21 protein-coding genes are annotated in these 24,900 nt (G+C 66.4%); 17 read left to right on the top strand and 4 right to left on the bottom strand.

Annotated elements, in window-relative coordinates; genetic code table 11:
* The first annotated feature begins 4 nt into the window (after positions 1–4).
* A complete protein-coding gene (locus GOAMR_RS03830; protein ID WP_005182919.1) occupies positions 5–1,075 on the top strand; it encodes a zinc-dependent dehydrogenase in 1,071 nt (356 codons plus the stop codon).
* 18 nt (positions 1,076–1,093) lie between these two features.
* Here the strand turns inward: GOAMR_RS03830 and GOAMR_RS03825 are convergent, their stop codons facing one another.
* Positions 1,094–1,840, bottom strand: a complete 747-nt coding sequence (locus tag GOAMR_RS03825; protein WP_005182918.1) for an SDR family oxidoreductase — start codon at positions 1,838–1,840, stop codon at positions 1,094–1,096.
* 63 nt (positions 1,841–1,903) lie between these two features.
* Here GOAMR_RS03825 and GOAMR_RS03820 point away from each other — a divergent pair, with 63 nt between their 5' ends.
* The 3 genes from GOAMR_RS03820 to GOAMR_RS03810 all read left to right on the top strand — a co-directional run bounded on the left by GOAMR_RS03820 (position 1,904) and on the right by GOAMR_RS03810 (position 5,181).
* Positions 1,904–2,623: a ThuA domain-containing protein gene (locus GOAMR_RS03820; RefSeq protein ID WP_005182916.1), complete on the top strand. Its 720-nt coding sequence runs from the start codon at positions 1,904–1,906 to the stop codon at positions 2,621–2,623.
* A gap of 92 nt (positions 2,624–2,715) precedes the next feature.
* Entirely contained in the window at positions 2,716–4,200 is a 1,485-nt protein-coding gene (locus GOAMR_RS03815) for an aldehyde dehydrogenase (RefSeq protein ID WP_005182914.1), read from the top strand.
* Positions 4,201–4,251: 51 nt separating this feature from the next.
* Entirely contained in the window at positions 4,252–5,181 is a 930-nt protein-coding gene (locus tag GOAMR_RS03810) for a zinc-dependent alcohol dehydrogenase (protein ID WP_005182913.1), read from the top strand.
* Positions 5,182–5,426: 245 nt separating this feature from the next.
* On the opposite strand, the gene GOAMR_RS03805 is transcribed toward GOAMR_RS03810, so the two are convergent.
* On the bottom strand, positions 5,427–6,482 hold the full coding sequence (locus GOAMR_RS03805; protein WP_005182911.1) for an amidohydrolase family protein: 1,056 nt from the start codon (positions 6,480–6,482) through the stop codon (positions 5,427–5,429).
* A 214-nt stretch (positions 6,483–6,696) separates the two neighbouring features.
* Between GOAMR_RS03805 and GOAMR_RS03800 the strand changes: the two genes are divergently transcribed.
* From GOAMR_RS03800 to GOAMR_RS03780, 5 genes are all read left to right on the top strand, one after another.
* Entirely contained in the window at positions 6,697–7,536 is an 840-nt protein-coding gene (locus tag GOAMR_RS03800) for a mycofactocin-coupled SDR family oxidoreductase (protein ID WP_005182910.1), read from the top strand.
* 52 nt (positions 7,537–7,588) lie between these two features.
* Positions 7,589–9,079, top strand: a complete 1,491-nt coding sequence (locus GOAMR_RS03795; protein ID WP_005182909.1) for an aldehyde dehydrogenase family protein — start codon at positions 7,589–7,591, stop codon at positions 9,077–9,079.
* A gap of 167 nt (positions 9,080–9,246) precedes the next feature.
* The gene (locus GOAMR_RS03790) at positions 9,247–10,161 is read left to right on the top strand and encodes a TrmB family transcriptional regulator (RefSeq protein ID WP_005182908.1); all 915 of its coding nucleotides are present in this window, start codon (positions 9,247–9,249) and stop codon (positions 10,159–10,161) included.
* Positions 10,162–10,266: 105 nt separating this feature from the next.
* Positions 10,267–11,031: an SDR family NAD(P)-dependent oxidoreductase gene (locus GOAMR_RS03785; RefSeq protein ID WP_005182906.1), complete on the top strand. Its 765-nt coding sequence runs from the start codon at positions 10,267–10,269 to the stop codon at positions 11,029–11,031.
* 52 nt (positions 11,032–11,083) lie between these two features.
* Complete coding sequence (locus tag GOAMR_RS03780) at positions 11,084–12,478, top strand: metal-dependent hydrolase family protein (protein ID WP_005182905.1); 1,395 nt, start codon at positions 11,084–11,086, stop codon at positions 12,476–12,478.
* 88 nt (positions 12,479–12,566) lie between these two features.
* Here the strand turns inward: GOAMR_RS03780 and GOAMR_RS03775 are convergent, their stop codons facing one another.
* Entirely contained in the window at positions 12,567–13,034 is a 468-nt protein-coding gene (locus GOAMR_RS03775) for an Lrp/AsnC family transcriptional regulator (protein WP_005182902.1), read from the bottom strand.
* Positions 13,035–13,185: 151 nt separating this feature from the next.
* On the opposite strand from GOAMR_RS03775, the gene GOAMR_RS03770 reads away from it, so the two are divergent.
* The 6 genes from GOAMR_RS03770 (at position 13,186) to GOAMR_RS03745 (ending at position 21,758) form a co-directional block, all read left to right on the top strand.
* A complete protein-coding gene (locus tag GOAMR_RS03770) occupies positions 13,186–16,671 on the top strand; it encodes an indolepyruvate ferredoxin oxidoreductase family protein (RefSeq protein ID WP_005182900.1) in 3,486 nt (1,161 codons plus the stop codon).
* A 30-nt stretch (positions 16,672–16,701) separates the two neighbouring features.
* Complete coding sequence (locus GOAMR_RS03765) at positions 16,702–17,499, top strand: sugar phosphate isomerase/epimerase family protein (RefSeq protein ID WP_005182898.1); 798 nt, start codon at positions 16,702–16,704, stop codon at positions 17,497–17,499.
* A 64-nt stretch (positions 17,500–17,563) separates the two neighbouring features.
* Positions 17,564–18,343, top strand: coding sequence for an SDR family NAD(P)-dependent oxidoreductase (locus tag GOAMR_RS03760; protein WP_005182895.1), 780 nt, complete (start codon positions 17,564–17,566; stop codon positions 18,341–18,343).
* A 92-nt stretch (positions 18,344–18,435) separates the two neighbouring features.
* Positions 18,436–19,278, top strand: coding sequence for an SDR family NAD(P)-dependent oxidoreductase (locus GOAMR_RS03755; protein ID WP_005182893.1), 843 nt, complete (start codon positions 18,436–18,438; stop codon positions 19,276–19,278).
* Positions 19,279–19,326: 48 nt separating this feature from the next.
* The gene (locus tag GOAMR_RS03750; RefSeq protein ID WP_085949030.1) at positions 19,327–20,745 is read left to right on the top strand and encodes an aminotransferase-like domain-containing protein; all 1,419 of its coding nucleotides are present in this window, start codon (positions 19,327–19,329) and stop codon (positions 20,743–20,745) included.
* Between the two features lie 71 nt (positions 20,746–20,816).
* On the top strand, positions 20,817–21,758 hold the full coding sequence (locus tag GOAMR_RS03745) for a DMT family transporter (protein WP_005182890.1): 942 nt from the start codon (positions 20,817–20,819) through the stop codon (positions 21,756–21,758).
* Here GOAMR_RS03745 and GOAMR_RS03740 read toward each other — a convergent pair.
* On the bottom strand, positions 21,737–22,339 hold the full coding sequence (locus GOAMR_RS03740; protein WP_005182888.1) for a TIGR03086 family metal-binding protein: 603 nt from the start codon (positions 22,337–22,339) through the stop codon (positions 21,737–21,739). The two genes, GOAMR_RS03745 and GOAMR_RS03740, sit on opposite strands and share 22 nt — an antisense overlap.
* 115 nt (positions 22,340–22,454) lie before the next feature.
* On the opposite strand from GOAMR_RS03740, the gene GOAMR_RS03735 reads away from it, so the two are divergent.
* Together GOAMR_RS03735 and GOAMR_RS03730 are read left to right on the top strand one after the other, a co-directional pair.
* Entirely contained in the window at positions 22,455–23,438 is a 984-nt protein-coding gene (locus tag GOAMR_RS03735; RefSeq protein ID WP_005182887.1) for a helix-turn-helix transcriptional regulator, read from the top strand.
* 44 nt (positions 23,439–23,482) lie between these two features.
* Positions 23,483–24,892: an MBL fold metallo-hydrolase RNA specificity domain-containing protein gene (locus GOAMR_RS03730; RefSeq protein ID WP_005182885.1), complete on the top strand. Its 1,410-nt coding sequence runs from the start codon at positions 23,483–23,485 to the stop codon at positions 24,890–24,892.
* Positions 24,893–24,900: the final 8 nt, after the last annotated feature.

Genomic DNA, 24,900 nt, shown 5'->3' with positions numbered 1-24,900 from the left:
CCAGATGAAGGCACTGCGCTTCTACGCACCCGAGGACGTCCGGCTGGAAGATGTTCCCGAGCCCGGCTGCGCCCCCGACGAGGTCAAGATCAAGGTGCGCAACTGTTCCACCTGCGGCACGGACGTGAAGATCTTCTACAACGGTCACCAGAACCTGACACCGCCGCGCATCACCGGCCACGAGGTCGCCGGCGAGATCGTCGAGGTGGGCGCCGACGTCAACGCCACATACCGAAGCAATTGGCAGGTCGGAGACCGGGTGCAGGTGATCGCGGCTGTGCCGTGCGGTGACTGCCACGAATGCCGCAAGGGCTGGATGGCGGTGTGCCAGAACCAGACCTCGGTCGGCTACCAGTACGACGGCGGTTTCGCCGAGTACATGATCGTGCCCCGTCAGGTCCTCAAGGTCGACGGCCTCAACCGCATCCCCGACAATGTGGGCTTCGATGAGGCGTCGGCGGCAGAGCCCTTCGCCTGCGCCATCAACGCCCAGGAACTCCTCGGCATCGAGGAGGGCGACACCGTGGTGGTGTTCGGCGCCGGACCGATCGGCTGCATGCACATCCGCATCGCCCGCGGCGTCCACAAGGCCGGTCCGGTCTACCTCGTCGACGTCAACGCCGAACGCCTCCAGATGTCGGCCGACGCGGTGCAGCCCGACGAGATCATCAACGGCGCCGAAGTCGACGTCATCGAACGGGTCATGGAGCTGACCGGTGGCCGCGGAGCCGACGTGGTGATCACCGCGACGGCCGCGAATGTGGCTCAGGAACAGGCGATCTCGATGGCCGCCCGCAACGGCCGCATCTCCTTCTTCGGCGGCCTGCCCAAGACCGACCCCACCATCACCTGCGACTCCAACCTGGTTCACTACCGCCAACTGCACATCCACGGCGCCAACGGTTCGGCGCCCGAACACAACAAGCGGGCGCTGGAATACATCTCCACCGGTCAGGTGCCCGTCAAGGACCTCATCACCCGCCACATCCCCCTCGAGGACGTGCTCGATGCCTTCCAGATCGTCAAGAAGGGCGAGGCCATCAAGGTGACGGTGGAACCGTCGCACGCGTCCTGACGGATCCCGGACCAGGCGCTACTGGAGCGCCTGGTACACGCCACCATCGACGGGTAACGCGACCCCGGTGATGTACCGCGCCTGATCGGAACACAGGAACGCCGCCGCCGCACCGAAGTCCTCGGGCCTCCCGAGGACGCGGCTCGGTATCTGCGCGATCTCCTCGTCCAGTCCCTCGCCGTAGACGCCGCGCACCCGGCCGGTCTCATGAAGGCCCGGCTGGATCGAGTTGACGGTGATGCCGTCGGCGGCGACCTCGCGCGCAAGGGTTTTGAGAAAACCGGTGGCACCGGCGCGTGCGGTGTTCGACAGGATAAGGTTGGCGATCGGCTGGCGCACCGAGATCGACGTGATGGCGACGATCCGCCCCCAGCCGCCGCGCCGCATCGCCGGCACCGCTGCCGCGCACATGCGCACCACGCTCAACAGGTTGAGCTCCAATGCCTTCGGATAATCATCGAGCCGGGCAGTCGCGAAGGTGCCTGCCGGCGGGCCGGGTGCGTTGGTGACCAGAATGTCCAAGCCGCCCATCAACTCCACGGACTCGGTGACGAATCGCTCCCCCGCCATCGGATGGGTGAGATCGGTGACGATCCACCGTGTTCCGTTGCCCAGTCTGGCGGCCGCCTGTTCGGCCCGCCCGGCGTCGTGCCCGCAGATCGTCACCTCAGCTCCTTCGGCGACGAGGGCCTGGGCGGTGGCGAAGCCCAGACCACTGGTCGCCGATGCCACAGCAGCCCTCCGGCCGGTCAATCCGAGATCCATTCCGCCTCCCTGGAGAACACAACTTCTATAGTCGTTACAACATTAACGTCTTAGGAGTGTCTCATGTCCCAGAATCCGGAACTGCCCACCGCAGTCATCGCGTCGGGGGGGATCGTGCATGACTTCCCCGCCTCGTCGGCCGAGCTGGCCACAGTCCTCGCCGAATGCGGCTTCACCGACATCACCGTGACCGACGACGTCGACGCCCTGTTCTCCGGTCTCCCCGGGCGATCCGGCCGGCCGCTCGTGGTGATGAACATGCTGCGCTTCCGGATGGAACTCGATCGTTATGCGCACCTGCGTGACGAATGGGCACTGACGCTCAGCGCGAACGCCCGGACCGGCCTCACTGACCATGTCCGTGGCGGCGGCGGACTCCTGGCCATGCACGGTGCCGCCATTTGTTTCGATGATTGGCCGGAGTGGCGGGATCTCCTCGGCGGCAGGTGGGAATGGGACCGGTCATGCCACCCTCCCTACGGGCCGATGGCCGTCACCGTCCGCACCGACACTTCCCCGGTTGTCGCGGGCATCGGCGATTTCGACATCGACGACGAGGCCTACGGCTTCCTCGATCTCGCCACCGATGTGACAGGGCTGGCGTTCTCGGCACATGGCGGAGCCGAACACCCGCTGTTGTGGACCCGCCGGGTCGGGCGGGGCCGCGTCGCCTACGACGCCCTGGGGCACGATGTGGCCTCGCTCCGCCTTCCGCAACACCGCACCATCGTCTCCCGCGCCGCGCTGTGGGCCGCCGGAGCAGACTCGTCATTGCCTTCCTGACCAATAGGCGTTACCGTACTAACGTCGCTAAGTATGATCTGGCTCACACCCCAGTGACCCGTCGATTCCCTTCTCAGCTCAGGAGCACACCGATGATCAGTTCACAGACCCGCCTCTTCATCGACGGGACATGGGTGACACCCCAGTCGTCGCAGACGATTCCGGTCATCAGCCCGGTCACTGAGGAGGAGATCGCCACCATCCCCGACGGTGGTGCCGCCGATATCGACGCCGCGGTGGCCGCGGCCCGTGCGGCTTTCGACTCCGGGCCGTGGCCACGGATGTCGCACCGCGAGCGGGCCGAAATGCTCAAGCGGGTCGCCGACGAACTCGACAAGCGGACCGATGACATGGCCGAGGCGATGGTCGCCGAGATGGGTTCACCGATCACCCAGGCCAAGTTCGGCCAGGTGCCTGTCACTTCGGAACTGCTGCGGTACTACGCCGAGAATGTCGATTCCTACGAGTGGGAGACGCGCCGGCCCACCTACAACGCACTCAACGACGGTTTCGACGTGATGGTGCAGCAGGCGCCGTACGGCGTGGTTGCCGCCATTCCGCCGTGGAACGGCCCGCAGATCTGCGGGATGATGAAGTACGCCCCCGCCCTGCTCACCGGTTGCACGATTGTGGTCAAGCCGTCCCCGGAGGCAAGCCTGAACTACGTGGGCTTCGCCGAGGCATTCGAGGCCGCGGGCATTCCGAACGGCGTGTTCAACGTGGTCACCGGCGGCGTGGAGACCAGCAAGTATCTGGTATCTCACCCCGATGTCGACAAGGTGGCGTTCACCGGCAGCGTGGAGGTGGGCCGGTCGATCGGTGAGGCGTGCGCGACGCTGATGCGCCCGGTCACCCTGGAACTCGGTGGCAAATCCGCCGCGATCATCCGCGACGACGCCGACCTCGACGACGCGATCGAACGGCTCCTCGGCCAGATGTTCTTTGTCTCAGGCCAGGCCTGCAACGCGCCGAGCCGCATCCTCGCCTCGGCCAACCGCTACGAGGAGGTGGTGGACGCGTTCGTCACCGCCGTCGACAAACTGCCCCTGGGGCTGCCCACCGAGCCCGACACCGTCGTCGGGCCGATGGCCAACCAGGCGCAGAAGGAACGCGTGCAGCGCTACGTCGAGGTCGGTAAACAGGAGGGTGCCAAGGTCGCACTCGGCGGCGGCGTGCCCGAGGGGTTCGACAAGGGCTGGTTCGTCGACAAGACCGTGTTCCGTGATGTCGACAACTCCATGCGGATCGCGCAGGAGGAGATCTTCGGCCCGGTGCTGTGCATCATCAAGTACGAGGACGACGAGGACGCTCTGCGCATCGCCAACGATTCGTCCCTCGGTCTGGCCGGCAGTGTCTGGACCGCTGACGTGCAGAAGGGCTACGAGATGGCCGGCGCACTGCGCTCGGGTGCGCTCGGCGTGAACAACCACGGCTTCGACCCGGCCACTCCCCTTGCCGGACGCAAGAATTCGGGTATCGGCTGCGAACGCGGACTCGAAGCCGTCTACGACTACGTCACCCCACGCGCCATCCTGGTGCCGTCAGAGGCCGAGGTGTCGGCCCCGTACATCATCTGACGGTGCATCGAAGTGATTGCTGAACACACCATGGGATCGCAAGGAGAGCCGATGACAACGACCGAACACAGACATCTCTTGGTCGCCGGGCCACACGCACTGACACTGGTCGCAGGCGACGCCGGAACAGACCCCGCCGAAGACGGCGTGGTGGTCGACATCAGATACTGTGGAATCTGCGCGACCGATACCCACGGTTACCAAGCGGCCGTGCTACCGCAGGCGGTGTTCGGACACGAATGGACCGGCACCGTGTCGGCAGTCGGTTCCCAGGTCTCGCATGTCACCGTCGGGCAACGAGTCGCGGTTGCGGTCGGACCCGCATGCGGCACATGTAGTTACTGCGTGGCCGGGCATACCACACACTGCGAGGCCGTCCTCGCCGAAGCGATGGGCATAGCCGACGACGCACCATCGCACGGCGGATTCGCCACTCGCATCAGGGTTTCCGGCCGCCGGGTGATTGCGGTCCCCGACTCGATGGCCGATGTCGAGGCCGCGCTACTGGAACCGGCGGCCGTGGCGTTCCATGCGGTGCGTAGGGCCGAGATCCCCTTCGGCGCAATCGTGGTCGTCCAGGGAGCCGGTCCCATCGGTTTGCTGACGGCGCAATGCGCCCGAAACGCGGGTGCGTCGACGATCATCATCTCGGAGCCGACGCCGAAACGCCGGGAGTCGGCACGAGCACTGGGCTTCGACACCGTCGTCGCACCGGAGCGGCTCGCGGACACCCTCTCCGAAGCCACGTCCGGCCGAGGCGCCGATGTCGTGTTCGAATGTGCCGGCGTCGCATCGCTGCTGAGGCCGACGGCCGATCTCGTCCGGCGGGGTGGGCAACTCTCTCTCGTCGGATTCCCCGCGGACCTGTCGGAGGTCAGCTACTCGGATTGGCAGATCAGGGAACTCACAGTCGTCGTTCCCTCGCGTACGCACACGAGGATTTCGTCGGTGCGATCTCAGCCATTACGCAGAAGCGTCTAGACGTCCTCGCACTGCACACGGCGACGATCGGTCTCGGTGAGCTCGCCGCGATGTTCGAAGAACTCGACTCCGGGACCACCGAACACACCAAGGTCCTGGTCGATCCCCGTCGTTGACCTCACTCTGCCCGGTCGATCACGATCGACCGGGCAGAGTGCGCGCCCGGGGGCGTTCCTGTGCATATACGCCAACCCGTGGATTCACTTCTGAACCGCCCGAAGGGATTGCCGCCCCGTATCGGCGACCTACGCTCGGCCGAGCCTGAGCAAGTGAGCAGCGTTGGCGGTTGTGGTCTCGCGCAGGTCACCGAGGGCGTCGACTTCGGTCGCACCATCGGCATCCCAGCCGGCGAAGTTGGTTCCGAATACGAGCCGGTCGGTACCGACGGTGTCGATCAGCAACCGTAACGAGCCGGCGCTGTGCACATGGGTATCGAGCCACAGGCGACGTAGGTAAGACTCAATTCCGTTCTCCACCAGGAACTCCGGCACCCAGGCACGCGGTTTGGCGACAGCGCGGGCGAAGCGGCCCGCGACGAACGCCAGCGTCCCGCCACCGTGCGACAGGCAGACGTCCAGTGCCGGATGACGTTCGAGCACTCCACCGAACACCAGCGCCGCCACTGCCAGCGTCTCGTCGTACGAGAAGCCCAGCAACAGGTCCAGATCGAAACGGCGCAACCGGGTATCGTCGGGTGGTCCTTCCTGACCGACAGGTGACGGATGGATGAAGACCGGAACATCTAGTTCGACTGCCGCCGAGTAGAAGTCGTCGAGTTCGGGCGCATCCAGGGTGCGATCGCCGATATCGGTGTCGATGTAGGCAGCCACCAGACCCAGTTCCCGAACGGACCGTTCGAGTTCGGCGATCGCCGCCGGAACATCCTGCATCGGCAGCTGGGCCGCGCCGACAAGCCGTCCGGGATGACGTCCGGCGGCCTCGGCGATCGCATCGTTGTGCGCGCGTGCGTAGTCGGTCGCCGAGCGGGCATCCAGACGTGTGAAGTAGGTGATCGGGTTGGGTGAGATCATCTGCAGCCCAATGCCCGCCGCATCCATCGCGGCCACCCGCACCTCGGGGTCCATGAACGCCGAGCCCTCGTAGCGAACCCCGTTCAGCACATACTCGCCGACACGGAAAAACGGACTCCCGTCCTCGCGGTAACCGATCTCCGGCCCTGCCGCGCCCGCACATCCCAGGCTCATCGGCAGTACCGCGTGCGCGTGTACGTCGATGACGCCCGGCGAGCGGACGATCACGCGGTCGGCCGGCGACGGCACACCTGAACCCGCGCCGGTCATCTGACGATCCCACTCTCACCGACCCTGTCGCCGGCCGGATGGACCATGATCACTCTTATGCGCTGCCTCACACGTCGGTAGTCTACTAACGACGCTAGTCGATCTCAAGGCCGCCGACTTCGCCGGCCTGCCGACAGCACCGGGCCGGACTCCGCACGACCACAGCGCAATCGCTACCACCGTCGCCCCGGCCCGCCGACAACAGGAGGACCACGTGGATCGTGTCAGGGGCAAGGTCGCCTTCATCTCAGGAATCGCCCGTGGGCAGGGACGTTCGCACGCGGTCGCCCTCGCCAGAGAAGGAGCCGACATCATCGGCTTCGACCTCTGCGACGAACACGTCGGGTACCCACTCGCCCGCGAAGCCGATCTCGCCGAGACGGTCCGGCTCGTCGAGGAGGCGGGTGGCCGGATCGTCGCCGAACGCGCGGACTCCCGGGACCTCGATGCCGTCACCGCTGTCCTCAAGAAGGGCATCGAACGATTCGGCCGGGTCGACATCGCCGTCCCCAACGCTGGGGTCGTCAGCTACAACCCCATCTGGGAATGGTCCACAGAACAGTTCCGGAATGTCCTGGACACCAACCTTATCGGCGTGTGGCATGTCGTGAAGGCCGCGATGCCGCACATGGTCGAGGCGGGCAGCGGCGGTTCGTTCATCTTCACCGGTTCGGTCGCCAGCTTGAAAGGCTGTCCCAACACCGGCGCGTACGAGATCAGCAAGCATGGCGTCGTCGGGCTTATGCGCCTCGTGGCAATGGAAGGCGCAACGCACAACATCCGGTCAAACATCATCTGCCCCACCAACGTCCGAACCGGGATGATCGACAACGCGCAAACCATCGGCCTGTTCGTCCCCGACAACCCGCAGGCGACCCTGGACGACGCGGCACCGGCGTTCGCCACGATGAACATGCTGCCCATCCCCTGGGTCACCGCACAGGACATCAGCAACGGCGTGGTGTTCCTGGCCAGTGATGAGGCTCGCTACATCACCAGCGTCGTGCTCCCGATCGACGCGGGCTCGTCCGACACCATCTCGATGGGCGGATGAACTCGGGCATGACCAGCGCAACCATTTCCACGAACCGACAAAGGCAGGCACCGTGACCACAGCATCCATCGACATCGACGCGCCGCATCTTGATGCGGTCTACCTGGGCGGGAAATGGGTCAATCCCGTTGCCGGCGCCACCGTGGACGTCGTCATGCCTTCCACCGGGCGCGTCGTCGCCACCGCCGCGGACCCCGGCATCGAGGAAGCCGACGCGGCCGTTGCCGCGGCCCGCAAGGCATTTGACGAAGGCCCTTGGCCGCGAATGAGTGTCGATGAACGAATCGCTATGTGTACACGATTCGCCGAGGAACTCGAATCCCGCATGGACCAACTGAATCGGCTGTGGGCCATCGAGTCCGGATTCCCGGTCAGCCACGGCGAGATGATCAATACCGGAGCGGCGTCCGCGATCTGGCGTGCCGCTCTCGCCAACGCGCCGAAGGTACCGTGGAAGGAGAAACGCACCGGCGGCGGATCCGAGGTCGTGATCAGTCATGACCCCATCGGAGCGGTACTGGCGATCCTCACCTATAACGGCCCGGTACCCGAGATCGGCATGAAGATCATCCCGGGTCTGCTGGCGGGCTGTGTTTTCGTCGCCAAAGCCGCGCCCGACTCGCAGCTGACCGCACGGGTCATCGCCGAATGCGCCGAGGCCGCCGGCTTCCCGGCCGGTGTCGTGAACGTCATGCCCGCCGGCATGGAGACCAGTCGGCACCTCGTTGCGCATCCGGGTGTGGACATGGTGCACATGACCGGAGGGGTGAGCGTCGGTGTCGACGTGGTCACCCAGACCGCACCCCGGCTGGCCCGCACGGTCCTCGAACTCGGCGGCAAGTCGCCCGCGATCATTCTTCCCGACGCCGTACTCGATGAGGTGATCCCCACCCTGGTCCCGGCCGCGATCGGTGGCGTCGGCCAGATCTGTGTCGCCTTGAGCCGCATCCTGATTCCCCGGTCCAGGTACGACGAGATCGTCGCCCGGCTGGCCGTGGAATTCGCACAGTACAAGGTCGGCGACCCACTCGATCCCGCCACGGTCCTCGGCCCACTCGGCAATGAACGCGCACTGGTGCGCGTCGAATCAATGCTGGAACGCGCAATCGCGGACGGCGCGAACGTCGCCGCGGGTGGACGCAGGCCACCGGAGTTCAACGGTGAGGGCTTCTACTTCGAGCCGACACTGCTGCGTGACGTCGACCCGGACAGTTTCATCGCGCAGGAGGAGGTGTTCGGACCGATCATCGTCGCCATCGCCTACGACGACGTCGAGGACGCGATCACCATCGCCAACAACACCCGGTTCGGACTCGCGGCGTCGGTGTACTCGGCCGACGCCACGGCCGCATTCGCGGTCGCCCAATGCGTCGAGGCCGGCAACCTGGCGATCAACCTGGCCGGGGTCTGCCTGACGGAACCGTTCGGCGGGATCAAACAGTCGGGCTGGGGCCGTGAGGGCGGAATCGAGGGCATCCTCGAGTTCACCCACATCAGGCAGTTCCTGCTCAGCGGTGCGAGCCAGGCCAATCGCGAACGCTGAGATCGCACACTCCGCGGGGAGGTCCTGCTCGTGGTGCCGCCGGCACACGGCGTGGCGGCACCACGACGCACCTGTCGGAGCCTTGGCCTGGCAGAACACCCGGTTCCCCTATGCTGGATGTGCTTGTCGACACAGTCGGCACGCCTGGCACAACGGGAGGTCATACCTTGGCGCTGACAGCTATCGTCGAGCGGCTCCAGCATCTCGGCATGTCCGGATACGAGGCCAAAGCGTATGTCGCGCTTGTCGGCTCAGGGGTTCCGAGCAACGGATACGAGGTGGCCAAGAAGTCCGGGGTGCCACGCAGCACCGTGTACGAGACCCTCGGTAAGCTCGTCGCGCGTGGGGCCGCATTCGAGGTGAAGGCGTCCGGCGACGGCAGCACGGTCGAATACCTCCCACTCCCTCCCCGCGTCCTGGTCAATCGGCTGTCGAAGGAGTACGAGGAGTCCATCGCCGAGCTTGAGCGGATCCTCCCGACGGTCACCGCCACTCCCCAGGTGCGGCTCATCCACGATCTCGGCAACAAGTCGGCCCTGCTCGACTGTGCCCAGGACGTCATCAATGCTTCCAAGCACGAGCTGTTCATCTCAGCGTGGGGTACGGAATGGGATGAACTCGAGGACTCTCTGCTCGCCGCGGACCGGCGTTCGGTGGACATCTCGGCGCTCACCTTCGGAGAAGTCGGCACCCAGGTCGGCCACTGCTACCAGCACACCCGCTCCACACCCGAGGTGTCGTTGGCCAACCTCGGCTGCCGGATGTTCACCGTCGTCGGCGACCGCGAGGAGGCCGTCGTCGGCGGACTGACCGATGTCAACGCGTGGGGCGTGTACACCGACAACCCGGCCGTGGTGCTGCTCGCGATCGAGTACATCCGCCACGACATCGCCATCCAGCTGATGGGCGAGCACTTCGACTCCACCGAGGTCGACCGTTTCTGGAAGTCCGACCCCGACCTCGAACGCCTGCGGTCCGATCACGGGATCGCCGCCGAACTCATGCGCGCGGCGCACAGCGGGGGCAACCGGCCCGTCCCGGACGGCACTCCCCGGATCAGCCGGCGCGGTTCCGGTCGCTGACCGGCGTCCGACCCAGGATTCTCCCGAACTCACGTCCTCGTATTCGAGACGCCCATCACATACGTCGTGTAGCTTATAACTACTACGAGCGAATGGAGACGGCTCATGCGCGACGTCAAGGATTCCACGGTCCTGGTCACCGGCGGCGGCTCCGGGATCGGCGCGGGCGTGGCCCGGATGTTCATCGCCCTCGGAGCGCACGTCGTCATCGCCGGCAGACGGGAGGCGAAGATAACAGCTATCGCCGATGAACTCGGCGATAGCTGTCTGGCGGTCGTCGCCGACGTCACCAAGAGCGAGGACCGCGCAAAACTGGTCGAACGCACGCTGGGGCACGGCGACGGCAGGATCGACACCCTCGTCAACGCCGCCGGAAACATGTACCGCAGCACTCTCTCCGAGATCGATGCCCGGCAGATGCTTGACCTTTACGACGCGAACGTCGTCGGTCCGGTGATGCTCTCGCGTGAAGCTCTACCCGCACTGCGGGACGCGCGCGGATCGATCATCTTCTTCGGCTCGGTACACACTCAGCGCGGCTTCCCCGGCGCATCACCGTACGCCGCAACGAAGGGCGCACTCGAAACACTGACGGGTGTGCTGGCGGCCGAGCTCGGCCCGATCGGTGTGCGAGTCAACTGTATTCGTCCCGGCGGTGTGTACACCGAGATCAACGAGCGCGCAGGCCTCGGCACCGGGGACGAGGCGCGCGCCAGGCTCAACGCACTCGGGTCCGCGCACGCCCTCGGGCGCATCGGCACGACCGACGAGGTCGCCGAGTCCGTCATCCATCTTGCCACTGCGGAGTGGATCACCGGCACGGTACTGACCGTCGACGGCGGACTCGCTCTCGGTGTGACCAACGCCTGACCCGGTCCGGACAGCCCCGGACCCACCATTCACGAAATCTCTGGAGAACCCCATGACCACAACAATTCTCATTGAGGGCGGAACCGTCATCGACGGAATCACCGATACCCCGCGAGCCAACGAGAGCGTGCTCATCGACGACGGGGTGATCACCGCCATCGGAGCCCACGCGGATGCCCTCGCACACGGCAGAACCGACGTCGAACGTATTGTGGCCCAGGGCAGGACAGTCATGCCGGGGTTGATCGACGCGCACACGCACCTGTCGTTCGGCGAACCCACCGGCAACGACGAACTGTTCTTCCACCGGACCGAAGCCTTCAGCGCGATGCTGTCGGCGCGCAACGCACGCAAGGTTCTGCGTGCCGGGGTGACCAGCGTCCTCGACGCCGACTGTCTGTGGAACATCGGCGTGGAGCTGCGCGACGCCATCGAGGCAAACGTGGTCGAGGGGCCCCGGATGGCCGCCGGTGGCAATGCCCTGATGACAATGCTCGGCGGCACCGCCGGCCGGCTGATCGCCGACGAGGGCCGCACCGGGTACGCGACCGTCGTGCACAACCTCGAGGGAATCTCCCAGGAGGTCCGCCGCCAGGTCAAGTACGGCGTCGACTGGATCAAGGTGATGGTCACGGGCCTGATCCCCTCGGTCAAGGGGCCGGAGGTCAAGGTATGGAACAAGGCCGAGATGCGGGCCGTGGTCGACGCCGCACACGATCTCAGCACACCGGTGGTAGGCCACTGCCGGAACTCGTTGAGTACCAAGGAGGCCGCCGAGGCCGGCATGGACCTGATCTACCACGCGTCGTATATGGACGACGATGCGCTGGAGGCGGTCATCGCCAACGGGACCGCACTCTGTCCCACCTTTACCCTGCTGGGGAATCTGTACGACTACGGTGAGCGCGTCGGGACCAACCCGGATCTGCTCAACGTGTTCAAGGCGGAACTCGAGGTGACGGGACGGGCCATCGGCAAGGCGAAGGAGTCGGGTGTGCGCGTGATCGCCGGCTCCGAAACCGGGTTCGCCATAACACCGATCGGCGAGTGGCACGCCCGGGAACTGGAAATGCTCGTCGAGTACGCCGGTTTCACCCCGATGGAGGCCATCAAGGCGGCGACCTCGGAAGCTGCCTGGGTGATGAAGATGGACGGAAGGCTCGGTGCGGTGGCGCCAGGGTGTGCCGCCGACGTGATTGTCGTGGACGGGGATCCCCTGCGCGACATCAAGGTGCTGGCGCGCGAAGGTGCCATCACCGAGGTGATCAAGGCCGGTCGGCGCATCGATATCACCACTCCGATCCCCGATCGGGGACCCCGCCCGGGCGAGAAGGTCGCATTCCTGGCCACCTGTCCGCTTACCAGATCATTCGCCCTCGAGGACACCAACCTGGCCCCGAAAGACGTTCTCACCGACCAGGAATTGTCCGATCTCGCCAAGGCATGATCGCGCCTGCCCTGGTCCCCTCCTGCTCTGATCCCCTCCTGCCCTGATCTCACCGTGGGCTGATCACCGCAGCCGCCGATCGGCACGCTCAGTCCACGAGTGTGTCGATCAGCGGCTGCACCCGGAACTTCAGCGGCGTCGTCAGTGCCAGCGTTGTATTCGAATGCGCCACACCACGAATCGACACCACCCGCTGAATCAGCTCCTGCAGGCCCTCGTGGGTGCGGGTGGCCGCCTGCACCAGCAGATCCGCACTGCCCGTCGTGGCATGTACCTCGAGTACCTCGGGTATGTCGGCGAGACCGGCGACCACGCTGTCGAGGTGCCCCTGCTCCAGTTTCAGCGCGAGGAAGGCCCGCACGGTCACCCCGAGTGGCTCAAGATTGACCCGTGGCGCGAAACCATCGAGTACACCGGCGTTTTCAAGGCGCCTGAGCCGGGCCGCGACCGTGTTCCGGGCGACGGAGGTCCGTAGCGCCAGTTCCGCGATTCCCGCCCGTGCATTGCGCGACAGCAGATTCAGAAGTCTTACGTCGAGGTGATCGAGGGTGATCATTGTGGTGTACCGCCCGCCGGTTGGGGAATATCGATTGACCAGATTGCTCAGTTAGTTCCAAAGATGTTGACCTGCAATCCATATGAATCCACTCTAGCGGTACGTGGTGATCAATCACCGACTGATTCGTGTGACGAATTGAGGCCCCCGGATGACAGCCCTCCAAACCAACCTCCCCGCCCGGCCCGCGGACCTGAACGACAGGTACCGCACCGACAGCGGTCCGGTGCTCATCACCGGCGTGCAGGCGATCGCGCGGCTGCTCGTGGAGCAACATCAACGCGACCGCCGCGCCGACCGGCGGGTCGCGACGTTCGCGTCCGGATATCAGGGCAGCCCGCTCGCCGGTCTGGACAGACTGCTGGAAGGCCTGCCGGAGTTGACGACGGGTCACGAGGTCACCCTGGTCCCGGGCCTCAACGAGGAACTGGCGGCGACGTCGGTGTGGGGCAGCCAGATCGGCCTCCCCGGCGAGACCCGCTCCCATGACGGTGTGGTGGGCCTCTGGTACGGCAAGGGCCCCGGTCTCGATCGTGCGGCAGATGCAATCCGGCACGCGACGATGTACGGTGCCAACGCCTCCGGTGGTGTTCTCGCCCTCGTCGGGGACGATCCGGCCGCGAAATCCTCCAGCGTGCCCTGTGCCAGCGAGCGCTCGCTGGCCGCGCTCTCGATGCCGGTCTTCGTCCCGCGCAACGCAGAAGAGGTGGTGGCATTCGGGCTGCTGGGCATCGCGTTGTCGCGCGCATCGGGCTGCTGGTCATCGATGAAGATCACCGCCGACGTCGCCGACGGGCTCTGGACCCTGTCGCGTGACTTCACCGACATGACGATCACGGTTCCCGAAGTGGAATGGGAGGGACGGCCATGGGCGTATCGGCAGCGCCTGCTCCTCGCCCCACCCGACAGTCTCCTGGCCGAAGCCGATCTGTACGGACCGCGCTGGGCGATGGTCGAGGCGTTCAACGAGGCCAACGAGATCGATCGGCTGGAACTACCGGCCACGGAGGCGTGGCTCGGGATCGTCGCGGTCGGTCCCGCCTACGACGCCGTATGCGACGCGCTCGGGCAACTCGGCGTCGGCCCCGAACAACTCGGGTCCGCGGGCATCCGCATCCTGCGGGTCGGTATGCCGTACCCGTTGGGCGCGAGCAAGATCCGCGAACTGGCGAACGGCGTGGAGCAGGTACTGGTCGTCGAGGACAAGACCGGTTTCGTCGAGTCACAGACCCGGGACATCCTGTATCGTTCGCCGCAGCGGCCTCCGGTGCTGGGCAAACGCGACACCGACGGCCGGCCGTTGGTTCCCGCCGACGGCCAGGTGACACCGGAGCGCCTCCTGGGCCCGCTGCGCCGAATCCTCGGCGGCCAGGTCCCACTCGCGCCCTCCGGACCGAAACAGTTGCCGCTCACCGCATTGGGCACCAATCGCACCGCGTACTTCTGTTCCGGTTGTCCGCACAATCGCTCGACTGCGGTGCCCGACGGTTCGCTGGCCGCAGGCGGTATCGGCTGCCACACACTGGTCACCATGTCGGGCCGGACGGACTCACAGGTCACCGGACTGACCCAGATGGGCGGCGAGGGTGCGCAATGGATCGGGCAGGCACCATTCACCGACGTGCCGCACATCTTCCAGAACGTCGGCGACGGCACCTTCTTCCACTCAGGACAGCTGGCCGTTCAGGCGTGCGTGGCCGCCGGGGTCAACATCACCTACAAGATCCTCTACAACGAGGTGGTGGCGATGACCGGCGCGCAGCATGCCGAAGCCGCACTGCCCATCGCGAAACTGACCCACAAGCTCATGGCCGAAGGCGTCCGGAAGATCATCGTCTGTTCCGACGAGCCCCGGCGACACGACCGGTCCGCGATGGCACGCGACGTGGTCATCTGGCATCGCGATCGGCTCGACGAGGCTCAGCGGATCCTGCGCGACACCGACGGGGTCACTGTCCTCATCTACGACCAGCACTGCGCCGCCGACGCACGCCGGCAACGCAAACGTGGCACACTGCCCACCCGCCGTACTCGTGTGGTGATCAATGAGGCGGTGTGCGAGGGCTGCGGCGACTGCGGTGTCAAGAGCAACTGTCTGTCGGTGCAACCAGTGGACACCGAATTCGGCAGGAAGACCCGCATCGACCAATCATCCTGCAACACCGACTATTCGTGCCTCGACGGGGACTGCCCGTCCTTCGTGACGGTCGAGGTTGCCGATGACGGGGCGGGGCACCGGGCCGCGGTGCCGCAACCGCCGCGCATCGCGCATCCCGATCTGCCGGAGCCGGCTCCGACGCACAACATCTTCCTGGCCGGGATCGGTGGCACCGGCATCGTCACGGTCAACCAGATCCTGGGGGTGGCCGCGCTGCGCGCCGGTTTCCGGGTCGACGGCCTCGACCAGACCGGTCTGAGCCAGAAGGCCGGGCCGGTGACCTCCCACCTGCGGATCAGCGCACTGGCTCACGCCGATGTCGCGGTGCGCATATCCAACCATGTCAGTGCCGGTACGGCGGACTGCTTCCTGGCGTTCGACCTCCTCACCGCCGCGGTACCGAAGAACCTTGCCGCGGGGAGCACGGAGCGAACGGTCGCGGTGGTCTCCACCAGCACCACCCCCACCGGCGACATGGTGTACGACGCCACGGTCACCTACCCGGAAACCCCGAAGCTGCTGGGACGGGTGGGCACCCGCGCACGCATGGTGGTCGACGTCGATGCCCTCGGTGCGGCGGAACGACTGTTCGGAGACACCGCCCCGGCGAATCTGCTGCTGGTCGGAGCCGCCTACCAAAGCGGTGCGTTTCCCTTCGCCGCACGGCACATTCTGGAGGCGATCGAACTCAACGGTGTGGCCGTCGAGGCGAACAAGAAGGCGTTCGAGTGGGGACGCGTCGCCGTCGCCGACCCGGGTGCCTTCGCCGCACACACCACCACCGCCCCACCGGCTCAACGCGGCGACACGACGGTACCGGGGCAGGTGCTGGTCGGCGTCACGATCACCGGCGCGACCCGCGATCTCCTCGAGCGCCGGGCCGCGCAACTCACCGCATTCCAGGACGCCCGGCTCGCACGCGCCTATGTTGCCGCGGTGCAACGGGTCTGGGATGCCGAACAGCGTGTGGGTGATGACTGCACACTGAGTGCGGAGTTCGCCCGGAACCTGCACAAGCTGATGGCGTACAAGGACGAGTACGAGGTGGCCCGGATGCTCACCGATCCCGCGTTCGTGGCGTCGGTGGAGCAGGCAGTGCCCGGCGCCCACAACCTCACCTACCGGTTACACCCGCCCGCGCTGCGCGCGCTGGGCCGCAGGACCAAGGTCGGATTCGGTCCCCGCTCGCACGGTGCTCTGCGGTTGTTGGCCCGCGGACGCAGACTGCGCGGCACGGTGTTCGATCCGTTCGGCCACAGCCGCATGCGCCGCCTCGAGCGCAACCTGGCCGTACACTACCGCGACACCGTGCTCGGCCTTGCCGGCACGCTGACCACCGAGAACCACGATCACGCGGTCGCCGTCGCGAAGGCACCCGAGCTGATCAAAGGGTACGAGGAGGTCAAGCTGCGTACCGTGCGGCAGTATGTGGCGGCGCTGGCAGCGCTTGACGTGGACACCACCGCCATCGGCGCCTGACGATTCCGAATGATCTGGAGGTTTCGGTCGGTGAGCAACACGCACCCGCTCTCCCTGGCGGCGGCGACCATCCTCGACGCCGACCATGTCACAGCCGTGGACGTCGCAAGGGCGGCGGGATTCGACGCTCTCGGCCTACGGTGGGACGTCGCGGCCGACCGCGAAGTGTCGCCAGAGCGGCTGCGGCGTTCGATCGACGACGCGGGTCTGCGACTGCTCGATCTAGAGGTGGTCCGGCTCGATCCGAACACGCCTTTCGATGAACACCGGCGTCTCATCGAGATCGCGGCGCAGCTCCGTCCGGCCTGGCTGGTGACGGTCAGCCATCACCCCGACCCGTGCCGGACCCGCGACGAACTGCTCCTTCTCGCCGAGTCGATCGCACCCTTCGGCTGCTCGATCTCTCTGGAGTTCATGGCGTTCACCGCGATCGCGACCCTCGCGGAGGCGTTGTCCATCGCGGCGGCGGCGCGTGCCGACGGCGGTCACAACATCGGCGTCCTCGTCGACGCACTGCACCTGGATCGTTCGGGTGGGGCCCCCGCGGACCTGCGCGGAACCTCCGATGGTGACCTGTCGTATCTGCAGCTCTGTGACGTGCTGACCAAACCCTCACGAGCCCGGCACGATCCGGAGCAACTCGCCTTCGAGGCACGCAATCTGCGCCGGTTCCCAGGCGAGGGAACGCTGCCTCTGGCCGATCTCGTCGCACAGGTTCCGGCGGTGATGCCTCTCAGCGTCGAGGTGCAGTCTCGCCAGTGGGCCGGCCGGTCTCCCCTGGCCCGTGCCCACCACGCCATGACGACGATCCGCAGATTCGTCGAGTGACCAACACCCTCGATTGACGGCGTTAGTATTACACCGACTAATTCCGCGAGAAGGGTGTGAACACATGGCACTGGCAGTGGTGACCGGGGCAGGATCGGGAATCGGTGCGGCGATCGCCCACCACGCGGCCAAGGCGGGCTATGACGTGGCGGTCTGGGACCTCGACGCCGATGCGGCGTCGCGGGTGGCCGCCGGCATCGGCGACAACGCAACCGCCAGGCAGGTGAACATCGCCTCGGCCGAGTCGGTGACACAGGCCTTCGACGTCCTCCCTGAGCCACCCGCACTCCTGGTGAACAACGCGGGCATCGTCCGCTTCGGCCCTCTACTGGAACTGTCAGAGGCAGATTGGCGCGTGGTGCTCGACGTCAACCTGACCGGCACCTTCCTCGTCTCACGGGAAGCCGCGGCTCGCATGATCGCCGTGGGCGGTGGATCGATCGTCAACATCTCCTCGGTCAACGGCGTTTCCGCAGCTCCCAACGCCGGCGCCTACACCAGCACCAAGGGCGCGATCAATACCCTGACCGAGCAGATGGCACTCGAATGGGGCCCTCTCGGCGTCCGGGTCAACGCGGTCGCTCCCGGCCTGATCGATGCCGGCATGTCCGAACCGATCTACGCCGACCCGCAGGTGCGCAGCCTCCGGCAGAGCCGCGTTCCACTGGGCACCCTCGGCTCGGCCGAGGACATCGCGGGCGCCGTCATGTTCCTGGCCTCGGATACCGCCGGCTATGTCAACGGTCAGGTGCTCATCGTGGACGGCGGACTCACCAAGTCCGCAATGCTCGGCCTGGCTCGGCCACAGTCGGTGGACTCGGTAGGTGTCGATGAGGATTCGTGAATCCGGCCCTACGGCAATTGTTAGACGCTAGTCTATTAACTACTATCGTCGATCACTCCGATCGGCGGAGTTCCGGTCAAAGGAGTCTGGCCATGTCCGCACAGCTTCGGGGCCTCGAAGGCCTCAACGTATTCATCACCGGCGCCGCCAAAGGCCAGGGTTTCAACCACGCCAAGGCGTTTGCCGACGCCGGCGCCAATGTCGCATTGCTCGACATCACCGAACCCATCGCGAATGTCTACGATCTCGCAGATCAGGCCATGCTCGACGCGGCCGTCTCAGACATCCGGGGCCGTGGCGTGAAAGCCATCGCGCTGCCGTGCGACCTGCGCGATGAAGCGCAGGTGAAGGACGCGACCGCCAAGGCACTGGAGTTCTTCGGCGGACGCGTCGACGTCATCGTGAACAATGCCGGCGTCGCCGCTCTCGACACGATCCAGGACATGCGCAGCGACGTCCTCGACGCCGTGATCGATACCGTTGTCAAGGGGCACATGTATGTGGTGAAGTACCTGGCGCCCAACATGATCGAACGTCAATCGGGCAAAATCATCAACATCACCTCGGGTGTCACCGGGGCGGGCACATCCAATCTGTCGCACTACGTGGCCGCCAAGTACGCGCTCAACGGTCTCATCTCCGCGTGGGCGTTCGAGCTGGGTGAGTTCAACATCAACGTGAACGGGATCGCGCCCGCGACCATCCGCCCCGGTCTCGGGCAGGGTTCGGGCATGGTGGTCGGGCTGGCCAAGCAACTCGGCATGGACATGGACGAGGCGTACGAGAAGTTCTCTTCCGAAACCAACATGCCGGGCAAGAAGTGGCGGGCCGAGATGCAGGACATCACGGACGCGGTCCTCTTCCTCGCGTCGGAGAACGCGGACATGATCACCGGCGTACTCCTGCCAGTCGACTGCGGTCAGGCCGCCCGCTGACGTGCCACAGGGTGGTGACTGCGGTCAGTAGCGGTATCGTCTTGATCCGTGGGACTCAGTAGCGCTGACCGAATCGTCGCCGACCTGCGCACCTGGATAGGCGAGGCGCCACCGGGTACACAACTGCCGTCGAGCCGGGAACTCGCGGGGCGGTATTCCGCGAGCCCGGTGACGGTGCAGAAGGCGCTGCACACGCTGGCGGGGATGGGCCTGGTGGAGGCCCGCCCGGGTGCCGGGACATACGTCCGGCGCCGGCCAAACCGGCCCAAACAGCCCGACTTCAGTTGGCAGACACTCACCTTGGGCGCTCCCGCGGAGCGGATACCGACGTTGTCGACGCCGCTGCGCGACATCCCCGCGGACGCGATCGGCCTGCACTCGGGATACCCTGCCCGCGAGCTCCTGCCCGAGCGTGCGGTCCGGGCGGCACTGGTCCGGGCCTCGCGGAGCGAAGCGGCTCTGCGCAGGGCACCGGCAACCGGTCTGCCAGACCTCCAGACCTGGTTCGCCGCCGAACTCTCCGAGACGGCCGGCCCCGACGTCACTGCCGTGACCGGCCGCGACGTCATCGTCGTTCCCGGCAGCCAGAGCGGCGTATGTGCGATCCTGCGGTCCCTGGCCGGGCGCGGACAGCCGGTCGTCATGGAATCGCCGACGTATTGGGGTGCGACGGCCGCCGCCGCGCAAGCCGGTTCGACGACAGTCCCGATCCCGTCCCGGCCCGGCGGGCCCGATCCCGACGATCTGGCCAGGGCACTCGACGCGTCGGGCGCCTCCGTGTTCTACGCCCAGCCCAACTTCGCCAACCCGACGGGCGTGCAGTGGTCCGCCGAGGTCCGCGAGCGTGTCCTGCAGGTCCTGCGTACGCGGAACGCGTTCATGATCGAGGATGACTGGGCACACGATTTCGGTATCGACGGGCCCGCACTCCCGCTGGCGTCGACCGATGATTCCGGCGCTGTCATCTACGTGCGGTCACTGACGAAGAGCGTGTCGCCCGCGCTGCGGGTCGCGGCGATCATCGCGCGCGGGCCTGTACGCGAGCGAATCGCCGCCTACCACAGCGCCGACGCGATGTACGTCAGCCCGATCCTGCAGGCCGCCGTCCTGGACGTGGTGCTGTCCCCCGCCTGGCGCACTCACCGCAGGTACCTCACCGACGCGCTCCGGATCCGCCGCGACCTGTTGCTGGACTGTCTGCGCGACCACGCGCCCGACCTGACCGTCGACACTCCGCCACCCGGCGGGCTCAACGTCTGGGCGCGCCTGCCGCACACCGTCGACGCGGGTGTCCTGGTGCGGGAGTGCGAGCGTCGCGGTGTGATCATCGCCGCCGGCGACGAGTGGTTTCCCGCGGAGCCGTCCGGGCCGTTCGTCCGGCTCAACTTCGCCGCCCCCGATCCCGCGCAGGTGCCCGGTGCGACACAGATCATCGGCGCCGCGATCCGGGGACTGCTGCAACGCTAGGCCAAGTGCTATCGTAAATAGTGAAGCTTCCAAGTAGCACTACTCTCACTATCGGGTCACCGTTACCGTCGGTGACTGCGCTGCGCGCGACGAACACCGGCGGGTTGTGGTGGGGGTTCCTCGGTGTCGCCGCATTCTCGCTCACCGTGCCGTTGACCCGCGTCGTGGTCCAGTACGACGCCATGTCGCCGCTGTTCGTCGGCGCCGGACGTGCCGTACTCGCCGCCGCACTCGCGACACTGGCTCTGATGGCCACCAAGACCCCGATCCCCACTCTCACACAGTGGCGGCGCATCGCGGTGGTCGCCGGCGGTGTCGTGCTCGGGTTTCCGCTGATGACCACGTTCGCGCTGTCGACGGCTTCGGCGAGCCACGGTGCGGTGGTGATCGCGCTGCTTCCCGCCGCGACCGCGCTCGTGGCGGTGGCCCGTACCCATGAACGCCCACGCCGGAGGTTCTGGGCCTGCGCCACTCTCGGCGCCGTTGCGACCGTGGTTTTCGCGGTCGCCCACGGCGGTGCGGGCAACCTGCGGGTCGCGGACATGCTGCTGCTGGGCGCGGTGATCGCCGCGGCCGTCGGCTATGCCGAGGGCGGTCTGCTGGCCAAGGACATCGGTGCCTGGCAGACGATTTCGTGGGCTCTCGTCCTTGCCTCACCGGTGATGGTGACACTGACCGTATGGTCGGTGGTCGATCAGCCGCCGGCCGCGTCAGTCACGGAATGGACGGCTTTCTGCTATCTCGGCGCGGTGAGCATGTACCTCGGTTTCTTCGCCTGGTACCGCGGGCTGGCCATCGGTCCCATGACGCGGGTCAGCCAGATTCAACTCGTCCAGCCCGTGCTGAGCCTGGCGTGGGCCGCTCTGCTCCTGGGCGAGAATCTCTCGTGGGCCACCGCTCTCGGGGCACTCGTGGTGATCGGATTCGCCCTGGCCGCGGTGCGAGCACGGGTAACACCGGCACCGCGACCGCACGCGACAGAGGGCGACCGTCAGCTCACGATCCCGGACTGAAGCACCCCGGATCGTGACTGCCGCCCGGTCCAGTTGGCCAGTTGCTCGGTCAGTCCGGCCTCCTCCCGCGGCGGTACGACCGGCGCGAACGGTACGCCCGGGATCTCGCGGATCTCCGCGGGAATGAACAGTTGCGCGACAGCCAGCGCCGGGGCCACGATCGCCGGGTCTGCCTCGGGGTCCTGGCCGGTGGTCACGGCCAGGTCCCAGCCATGGACAAGAGCCTCGTTCACGTAGCCCCAGAGCGCGCCCGCGCCCGGAACGGTTCCCCAGGGCACGACCACGGTTTCGGTGAGCTTCTGGTCATCCGACCACAGGTCCAGGGTGCGTCGCACGGTCGCGGTGTAGTCGGCGACGTGCCAGGTGTCGGCGATCGGGTTGATCGTCAGGATGTCGATGCCGTCGGCGAGTCCCGCCGCCCGCTGCGCCGTCGCGATCAGGTGGGCGCACAGGGTCTTGACGTCGAACTCCGCGCATGGAGTCGGTCGGGTGAGCATGTCGTCGGTGACGTTCTGCATGAGGTCCGCGACCCACGCACTGGCGGCTGCGAATACGGGACGGGGATCGATGGGTTCGGTCATGATGGTTTCCTTTGCGTTGTCGGGCTGTGCCATTCGGCTGCGCTCTGCTGCCTGTTCCCAGTGAACCGCGGAAACATGACACCTTGTGTCATGTTTTTCCGGCACAATTGCCGATATGCGCGCCGACCGGCTCCTCGCGGTGTTGATGCTGCTCAAGGCCCGCGGACGGTTGACCGCGGGCCAGATCGCCGACGAACTGGAGGTGTCCGAACGGACGGTGCTGCGCGACATCGAGGCGCTGTCGCTGTCGGGGGTTCCGGTGTATGCCGAGCGGGGACGCAACGGCGGATTTGCGTTACTGCCCGGCTACCGCACCGACCTGTCCGGGCTGACCCTCGACGAGGCGACATCGTTGATTGCGAGCGGCGGCCGTGTCGACTCCCCCGCATTCGCCAGCGCCATCCGCAAGGTCTCGGCGTCGTTGCCGGATGCGTTCCGCACCTCGGCAGTACGTGCAGCACAGCGGATACTGGTGCGCCCGGAGGGCTTTGTCCGCCTCGAACAACCCCTCGACGCCCTGGGTCCGGTGCAGCAGGCGGTGTTCGACGGCCGGCGCATCCGGGTGAGGTATCGCCGTCGCGGCGCGAACGCACCCGCCGAACGGACACTCGACCCGATCGGGCTGATCGTCGCCGGCGGCACCTGGTACCTGGTGGCCGGGGCCACCGTTTCCGAAGGTCGGGTTCCGGCCGGTTCCGAACGCATGTACCGGCTGTCGAGGATCACCGACGTGGTCATCCTCGACGAGCCGGCACGCCGACCCGACGAGGTCGACCTGGAGGAGATCTGGCAACGGCACCGATCGGAGTTCCGGGCCGGGTTCACCACCGTGCCGGTCGTTGTCCGGTGCGCCGCGACGACGCTCAAACCACTGAGCGAGGCTGCGCAGGGCATCGTGGCATCGCGCGAGCTCGGCGGCGACCGGGTGGAGGTGACCTGCGAGTTCGTCGGCGAACAACACGCGATCAACGTACTGTGGGTGTTCGTCGCCGACCTCGAGGTGATCGGTCCGCCTGCAGTACGAGATGCGATCTCAGATCGCGTCGCCGCCATGGCTGCCCTGTACACCGGAGAGCCTCGACCGGCAGTGAACAAGTAGCCGTCCTCGGGCCCGCCGATGTCCGACTCTGCGACACTGGAGTCATGGCCAACGGCGGCGCTACCTCATCTTCGTCCGAACTGACCCTGTCGAGCCTCGGTGCGGCGAGCACCGTCACCGGGTCGAAGCACCTGCTCGAAGCCGGAGGGCGGCGGATCCTGGTGGACTGCGGCCTCTTTCAGGGTGTGAAGAACCTGCGCGAACTCAACTGGGCCCCGCTGCCCGTCGACGCGGCAAGTATCGATGCGGTGGTCATCACCCACGCGCACCTCGACCACACCGGATATCTGCCGCGCCTGGTTCACGACGGGTTCAGCGGCCCGATCTTCTGCACATCGGCGACGGCGTCGGTGAGCGACATCATCCTGCGGGACAGCGCCTACCTGCAGGAGAAGGACGCCGCGTTCCTCAATAAGCACAAGGCCACCAAACACGCGCCGGCGTTGCCACTGTATGACAGCAAGGATTGCGAACGCACCCTGCAGCGTTTCCGCCCGCAACCCTTCGGCAAGCGCATCTCGCTGGCGAAATCTGTTGGTACCAAAGGTGATCCGACTGTCACCTTCCGGAGGGCCGGACATATCCTGGGCGCGGCGACCGTCGAGGTGAGCTGGCACGGGCGACGGATCGTGTTCAGTGGTGACCTCGGCCGCTACGACGACCCGATCATGTTCGACCCCGAGCCGGTACCCGCGGCCGACTACCTGGTGATCGAGTCGACGTACGGTGACCGGCTGCACGAACCCTCCGATCCGCTCGACGTGTTGTCCGGGGTGATTGACCGGACAGTCGAGCGCGGGGGAACCGTCGTCGTGCCGGCCTTCGCGGTCGGCCGGGCGCAGACGCTGCTGTACTACCTGTGGCAGTTGCGTTGTGCCGGAAGGCTTGCCGACGTCCCGGTGTATCTCGACAGCCCGATGGCCATCAACGCCAGCGATCTGCTGCGCACCCACCACGCCGACCACCGACTGCATCCCGACGTGTACGAGGACATGTGCGCGATCGCCACCTACACCCGCGAGGTCGAGGAATCGATGCGTATCACCGCGGACCGCTCCCCCAAGATCGTCCTGTCCGCGAGCGGCATGGCCACCGGTGGGCGGGTGCTGCACCATCTCAAGGCGTTCGCTCCCGACCGTCGCAACACCATCATGATCACCGGGTATCAGTCACCCGGCACCCGTGGCCGGAGTATCGCCTCGGGTGCCCGCTACGTGAAGATCCACGGTGAATGGGTGCCTATCCATGCCGAGGTGGCCAACCTGCGGATGTTGTCGGCCCACGCCGACGCAGACGAACTGCTCCGGTGGGTGTCGGGGTTCGACACGCCACCGCGTCACACGTTCGTGGTGCACGGCGAACCACAGGCCGCCGACACCCTCCGGACCCGCCTCGATCGTGAACTCGGCTGGCCCGCGACCGTTCCCCGGCAGAATCAGCTGTTCGAGCTGTAGGACCAGCT

Source organism: Gordonia amarae NBRC 15530, assembly GCF_000241345.1.
Classification (GTDB): domain Bacteria; phylum Actinomycetota; class Actinomycetes; order Mycobacteriales; family Mycobacteriaceae; genus Gordonia; species Gordonia amarae.
The sequence above is the reverse complement of the archived record's forward strand: the minus strand, read 5'-3'. Positions and strand labels throughout refer to the sequence as shown.

What these genes read in the sequence shown, in the direction of transcription:
- GOAMR_RS03830 (WP_005182919.1), top strand. Translation starts at nt 5, where the DNA reads ATGAAGGCACTGCGCTTCTACGCACCCGAGGACGTCCGGCTGGAAGAT.
- GOAMR_RS03825 (WP_005182918.1), bottom strand. Translation starts at nt 1,840, where the DNA reads ATGGATCTCGGATTGACCGGCCGGAGGGCTGCTGTGGCATCGGCGACC.
- GOAMR_RS03820 (WP_005182916.1), top strand. Translation starts at nt 1,904, where the DNA reads ATGTCCCAGAATCCGGAACTGCCCACCGCAGTCATCGCGTCGGGGGGG.
- GOAMR_RS03815 (WP_005182914.1), top strand. Translation starts at nt 2,716, where the DNA reads ATGATCAGTTCACAGACCCGCCTCTTCATCGACGGGACATGGGTGACA.
- GOAMR_RS03810 (WP_005182913.1), top strand. Translation starts at nt 4,252, where the DNA reads ATGACAACGACCGAACACAGACATCTCTTGGTCGCCGGGCCACACGCA.
- GOAMR_RS03805 (WP_005182911.1), bottom strand. Translation starts at nt 6,482, where the DNA reads ATGACCGGCGCGGGTTCAGGTGTGCCGTCGCCGGCCGACCGCGTGATC.
- GOAMR_RS03785 (WP_005182906.1), top strand. Translation starts at nt 10,267, where the DNA reads ATGCGCGACGTCAAGGATTCCACGGTCCTGGTCACCGGCGGCGGCTCC.
- GOAMR_RS03780 (WP_005182905.1), top strand. Translation starts at nt 11,084, where the DNA reads ATGACCACAACAATTCTCATTGAGGGCGGAACCGTCATCGACGGAATC.
- GOAMR_RS03775 (WP_005182902.1), bottom strand. Translation starts at nt 13,034, where the DNA reads ATGATCACCCTCGATCACCTCGACGTAAGACTTCTGAATCTGCTGTCG.
- GOAMR_RS03770 (WP_005182900.1), top strand. Translation starts at nt 13,186, where the DNA reads ATGACAGCCCTCCAAACCAACCTCCCCGCCCGGCCCGCGGACCTGAAC.
- GOAMR_RS03760 (WP_005182895.1), top strand. Translation starts at nt 17,564, where the DNA reads ATGGCACTGGCAGTGGTGACCGGGGCAGGATCGGGAATCGGTGCGGCG.
- GOAMR_RS03755 (WP_005182893.1), top strand. Translation starts at nt 18,436, where the DNA reads ATGTCCGCACAGCTTCGGGGCCTCGAAGGCCTCAACGTATTCATCACC.
- GOAMR_RS03740 (WP_005182888.1), bottom strand. Translation starts at nt 22,339, where the DNA reads ATGACCGAACCCATCGATCCCCGTCCCGTATTCGCAGCCGCCAGTGCG.
- GOAMR_RS03735 (WP_005182887.1), top strand. Translation starts at nt 22,455, where the DNA reads ATGCGCGCCGACCGGCTCCTCGCGGTGTTGATGCTGCTCAAGGCCCGC.
- GOAMR_RS03730 (WP_005182885.1), top strand. Translation starts at nt 23,483, where the DNA reads ATGGCCAACGGCGGCGCTACCTCATCTTCGTCCGAACTGACCCTGTCG.